General features: G+C 54.9%; 3 rRNA genes. All 3 read right to left on the bottom strand.

Features of this window, described 5'->3' with window-relative positions:
* Nucleotides 1-68: 68 nt before the first annotated feature.
* Nucleotides 69-185, bottom strand: a 5S ribosomal RNA gene (gene rrf, locus DAI20_RS16750).
* A 150-nt stretch (nucleotides 186-335) separates the two neighbouring features.
* Nucleotides 336-3,457 (bottom strand): 23S ribosomal RNA (locus DAI20_RS16755).
* 458 nt (nucleotides 3,458-3,915) lie between these two features.
* Nucleotides 3,916-5,435: ribosomal RNA gene (locus DAI20_RS16760) — 16S ribosomal RNA — on the bottom strand.
* Together the 16S, 23S and 5S rRNA genes form the textbook arrangement of a ribosomal RNA operon.
* Between the last annotated feature and the right edge of the window lie 155 nt (nucleotides 5,436-5,590).

A 5,590-nucleotide genomic window follows, 5' to 3' on the forward strand; every position in this document is an offset into this window, starting at 1 on the left:
CCTGGTTGTGGGTTAAACAGCAATGGCCACCCCGGTGTCGGGGTGGCCATAGCCTTTGTGCAAGTTAAGTCCGGCGGTGTCCTACTCTCCCACAAGGTCACCCTTGCAGTACCATCGGCGCTGAGAGTCTTAGCTTCCGGGTTCGGAATGTGACCGGGCGTTTCCCTCTCGCTATGGCCGCCGAAACATCTATCGATATTTCTCGGTTCATAACCCCCACACCCAACCCTTTACAGGGGTGGTGTGGTGGTGAAGTTCTGTGTTTTGTTATGTGCCCGACCGTATATCGGGAACCACAAAGTGGACGCGGCGCATCCGTTCCTAAACGAACGGGTGTTATCAAGTTATCGGCTTATTAGTACAGGTCAGCTGCACGAGTCTTTAGTCCTCGCTTCCACATCCTGCCTATCAACCCAGTAGTCTAGCTGGGAGCCTCTCCCCATAAGGGATGGAAATCTCATCTTGAAGCCGGCTTCCCGCTTAGATGCCTTCAGCGGTTATCCGTTCCGAACGTAGCTAATCAGCGGTGCTCCTGGCGGAACAACTGACACACCAGAGGTTCGTCCATCCCGGTCCTCTCGTACTAGGGATAGATCTTCTCAAATTTCCTACGCGCGCAGCGGATAGGGACCGAACTGTCTCACGACGTTCTAAACCCAGCTCGCGTACCGCTTTAATGGGCGAACAGCCCAACCCTTGGGACCTACTCCAGCCCCAGGATGCGACGAGCCGACATCGAGGTGCCAAACCATGCCGTCGATATGGACTCTTGGGCAAGATCAGCCTGTTATCCCCGAGGTACCTTTTATCCGTTGAGCGACAGCGCTTCCACAAGCCACTGCCGGATCACTAGTCCCGACTTTCGTCCCTGCTCGACTTGTCAGTCTCACAGTCAAGCTCCCTTGTGCACTTACACTCGCCACCTGATTGCCAACCAGGTTGAGGGAACCTTTGGGCGCCTCCGTTACTCTTTAGGAGGCAACCGCCCCAGTTAAACTACCCACCAGGCACTGTCCCTGATCCGGATCACGGATCGAAGTTAGATATCCAGAGTGACCAGAGTGGTATTTCAACAATGACTCCACCCGAACTAGCGTCCGGGCTTCACAGTCTCCCACCTATCCTACACAAGCCACACCGAACACCAATACCAAGCTGTAGTAAAGGTCACGGGGTCTTTCCGTCCTGCTGCGCGTAACGAGCATCTTTACTCGTAATGCAATTTCGCCGAGTTCGCGGTTGAGACAGCTGGGAAGTCGTTACGCCATTCGTGCAGGTCGGAACTTACCCGACAAGGAATTTCGCTACCTTAGGATGGTTATAGTTACCACCGCCGTTTACTGGGGCTTAAATTCTCAGCTTCGCCTTACGGCTAACCGTTCCTCTTAACCTTCCAGCACCGGGCAGGCGTCAGTCCGTATACATCGTCTTGCGACTTGGCACGGACCTGTGTTTTTAGTAAACAGTCGCTTCCCACTGGTCTCTGCGGCCTTCAAACGCTCAGGACAGCAAGTGTCCGTCACGCCTCAGGCCCCCCTTCTCCCGAAGTTACGGGGGCATTTTGCCGAGTTCCTTAACCACGATTCTCTCGATCTCCTTGGTATTCTCTACCTGACCACCTGAGTCGGTTTGGGGTACGGGCGAATGGAACCTCGCGTCGATGCTTTTCTTGGCAGCATAGGATCACTGATTTCTCCCGTGAGGGATACGCATCGGATCTCAGGCATCGTGAGAGACGGATTTGCCTATCTCTCGCCCTACATCCTTACACCGGGACAACCATCGCCCGGCTCAGCTACCTTCCTGCGTCACACCTGTTAATACGCTCGCCGCACCAGCCAGGGTCATGCGCTACGCCACCAGTCATCCCCCTCGAAAGGGTTCAAACCGATGGTTTCAGGCACTTAGCATTACTGGATTAGCGTGGGCGGTTCTTCATCGGTACGGGAATATCAACCCGTTGTCCATCGACTACGCCTGTCGGCCTCGCCTTAGGTCCCGACTTACCCAGGGCGGATTAACCTGGCCCTGGAACCCTTGGTCTTTCGGAGGACGGGTTTCTCACCCGTCTTTCGCTACTCATGCCTGCATTCTCACTCGTGTAGTCTCCACGGCTGGGTTACCCCGCCGCTTCACAGCCCACACGACGCTCTCCTACCCATCCATACGGTTGGACCACGAAGGCCTACCAAAAATATAAATGCCACAACTTCGGTGGCGTGCTTGAGCCCCGTTACATTGTCGGCGCGGAATCACTTGACCAGTGAGCTATTACGCACTCTTTCAAGGGTGGCTGCTTCTAAGCCAACCTCCTGGTTGTCTGTGCAACTCCACATCCTTTCCCACTTAGCACGCGCTTAGGGACCTTAGTTGGTGGTCTGGGTTGTTTCCCTCTCGACGATGAAGCTTATCCCCCACCGTCTCACTGCTGCGCTCTCACTTACCGGCATTCGGAGTTTGGCTGACGTCAGTAACCTTTTGGGGCCCATCGGCCATCCAGTAGCTCTACCTCCGGCAAGAAACACGCAACGCTGCACCTAAATGCATTTCGGAGAGAACCAGCTATCACGAAGTTTGATTGGCCTTTCACCCCTATCCACAGCTCATCCCCTCCATTTTCAACTGAAGTGGGTTCGGTCCTCCACGACGTCTTACCGTCGCTTCAACCTGGCCATGGATAGATCACTTCGCTTCGGGTCTAGGACATGCGACTCGATCGCCCTATTAAGACTCGCTTTCGCTACGGCTACCCCACACGGGTTAACCTCGCCACATATCGCTAACTCGCAGGCTCATTCTTCAAAAGGCACGCTGTCACCCCAACAAGGAGGCTCCAACGGTTTGTAAGCAAACGGTTTCAGGTACTATTTCACTCCCCTCCCGGGGTACTTTTCACCTTTCCCTCACGGTACTTGTTCGCTATCGGTCATCTGGGAGTATTTAGGCTTATCAGGTGGTCCTGACAGATTCACACGGGATTTCTCGGGCCCCGTGCTACTTGGGATACTCTTCGGGCCAGCCACAGCATTTCGACTACGGGGTTCGCACCCTCTCTGACTGGTCATTCAAAACCATTCGTCTATACTGCGCCGTCACCCTCACCACCCGGCAGGATGGTACGAAAAGTCCCACAACCCCGAACGTGCAACGCCTGCCGGCTATCACACACGCCCGGTTTAGCCTGATCCGCGTTCGCTCGCCACTACTGACGGAATCACTGTTGTTTTCTCTTCCTGTGGGTACTGAGATGTTTCACTTCCCCACGTTCCCTCTACCCGCCCTATATATTCAGGCGGGAGTCACTAGGTCACCTTGCAGCGCCCAGCGGGGTTTCCCCATTCGGAAATCCTCGGATCAAAGCTCTATTATCAGCTCCCCGAGGCTTATCGCAGATTTATACGTCCTTCTTCGGCTCCAGATGCCAAGGCATCCACCGTTTGCTCTTAGAAACTTGAAATCACATGAGTTCGAATCGATCGCGCACCAAACGGTGCGAGATTGACCAGATCGTCACACCCCACTAAAGGGTGTGCAAATCTTTTAGTGACCCCAACACTCGAAAGTGTTGGAATCTAAGATGCTCGCGTCCACTGTGTAGTTCTCAAAATACGGGCGGTACCCCCTCCCACCGGCAAGCGATGCCGACAAGAAAAGGGTCCAGAGGATTCAGTCCACCCACACCAAACGGTGTGAAATGTTCCGGTCCCTCAGGACCCAACAGCGTGCACGCCCCCGACCTACCGCCGGCCACCACGTTCCATGCCTAAAAGGCAGTACTAGTAGTGAACGGTGTCGTTCGGGAGCCAATGTCAATGTTCCACCCATGAGCTGACCATCCGAGGACATTCGCCTCGGCTATGGCTCTGGAACCGTGAACCCCGCTGTATACAGACGGGCGGTCCAAATGCTCCTTAGAAAGGAGGTGATCCAGCCGCACCTTCCGGTACGGCTACCTTGTTACGACTTAGTCCTAATCACCGATCCCACCTTCGACAGCTCCCTCCACAAGGGTTGGGCCACTGGCTTCGGGTGTTACCGACTTTCATGACTTGACGGGCGGTGTGTACAAGGCCCGGGAACGTATTCACCGCAGCGTTGCTGATCTGCGATTACTAGCGACTCCGACTTCATGAGGTCGAGTTGCAGACCTCAATCCGAACTGAGACCGGCTTTTTGGGATTCGCTCCACCTTACGGTATCGCAGCCCTTTGTACCGGCCATTGTAGCATGCGTGAAGCCCAAGACATAAGGGGCATGATGATTTGACGTCATCCCCACCTTCCTCCGAGTTGACCCCGGCAGTCTCCTATGAGTTCCCACCATTACGTGCTGGCAACATAGAACGAGGGTTGCGCTCGTTGCGGGACTTAACCCAACATCTCACGACACGAGCTGACGACAACCATGCACCACCTGTATACCGACCTTGCGGGGCGACCATTTCTGGCCGTTTCCGGTATATGTCAAGCCTTGGTAAGGTTCTTCGCGTTGCATCGAATTAATCCGCATGCTCCGCCGCTTGTGCGGGCCCCCGTCAATTCCTTTGAGTTTTAGCCTTGCGGCCGTACTCCCCAGGCGGGGCGCTTAATGCGTTAGCTGCGACACAGAAACCGTGGAATGGTCCCTACATCTAGCGCCCAACGTTTACGGCATGGACTACCAGGGTATCTAATCCTGTTCGCTCCCCATGCTTTCGCTCCTCAGCGTCAGTTACGGCCCAGAGATCTGCCTTCGCCATCGGTGTTCCTCCTGATATCTGCGCATTCCACCGCTACACCAGGAATTCCAATCTCCCCTACCGCACTCTAGTCTGCCCGTACCCACTGCAGGCCGGAGGTTGAGCCTCCGGTTTTCACAGCAGACGCGACAAACCGCCTACGAGCTCTTTACGCCCAATAATTCCGGACAACGCTTGCACCCTACGTATTACCGCGGCTGCTGGCACGTAGTTAGCCGGTGCTTTTTCTGCAGGTACCGTCACTTTCGCTTCTTCCCTACTAAAAGAGGTTTACAACCCGAAGGCCGTCGTCCCTCACGCGGCGTTGCTGCATCAGGCTTGCGCCCATTGTGCAATATTCCCCACTGCTGCCTCCCGTAGGAGTCTGGGCCGTGTCTCAGTCCCAGTGTGGCCGGTCACCCTCTCAGGCCGGCTACCCGTCGTAGGCTTGGTGAGCCATTACCTCACCAACAACCTGATAGGCCGCGAGTCCATCCCCAACCGAAATTCTTTCCACAACCAGACGATGCCGTCGATTGTCATATCCGGTATTAGACGCCGTTTCCAGCGCTTATCCCAGAGTCAGGGGCAGGTTACTCACGTGTTACTCACCCGTTCGCCACTAATCCCCCCAGCAAGCTGGAGTTCATCGTTCGACTTGCATGTGTTAAGCACGCCGCCAGCGTTCGTCCTGAGCCAGGATCAAACTCTCCGTAAATGCTTGATCGCCAAACCACCCAAAGGCAGCCGGCACATCTAGATGCGAAAACCAGAACCGGGAATCGATACCCAGTCTCCGCGAGTTTGTTCTGACTAAATTCGAATATCAACTGACATTCATTATCTAATCCAAAGGAATCTCACCAACCACCA

It is taken from the genome of Planctomonas deserti, from assembly GCF_003067705.1.
In the GTDB taxonomy this organism is placed as follows: Bacteria; Actinomycetota; Actinomycetes; order Actinomycetales; family Microbacteriaceae; genus Planctomonas; species Planctomonas deserti.